General features: G+C 63.0%; 1 protein-coding gene. It reads right to left on the reverse strand.

The genetic code is table 11. The annotated features are described in order from the left end of the window. Positions 1-335, reverse strand: a 335-nt coding sequence (locus tag AC2A1E_RS24410) for a hypothetical protein (protein ID WP_484385907.1), incomplete at both ends; no start/stop codon positions are given.

The following is a 335-nucleotide window of genomic DNA, read 5'->3' on the forward strand; positions in this document are numbered from 1 at the left end:
CCGCCTGCCTCCACCTTCGTCGCTTCACTGATGATGCGCAGCGTCTGCTTGCCGCCCGTGCCGACAAAGGCCAGGTTCAGCGTGTTCCAGTCCAGCGCGTTATTGCCGCTGGTGCTGTCGCTACCGCCGATGCGCACGCCATCCAGGTAAATACCGATACGGGTGTAGTCGGCGCTGTAACCCAGCCGCCCGGCTACATCCAGGCTCAACTGGTAGGCCACTCCCACCACGGTGTCGAGCGTCCGTTCGATCCCCTGGGTTTGCGCGTTCTGCCCCGTTGCCTTGTTCATCTCCAGCCAGTTACTGCCGTTGCCGCTGGCCGCTTTCACACGAAC

The sequence above is a fragment of the Serratia sp. HNCC26DJ206 genome (genome assembly GCF_057180605.1).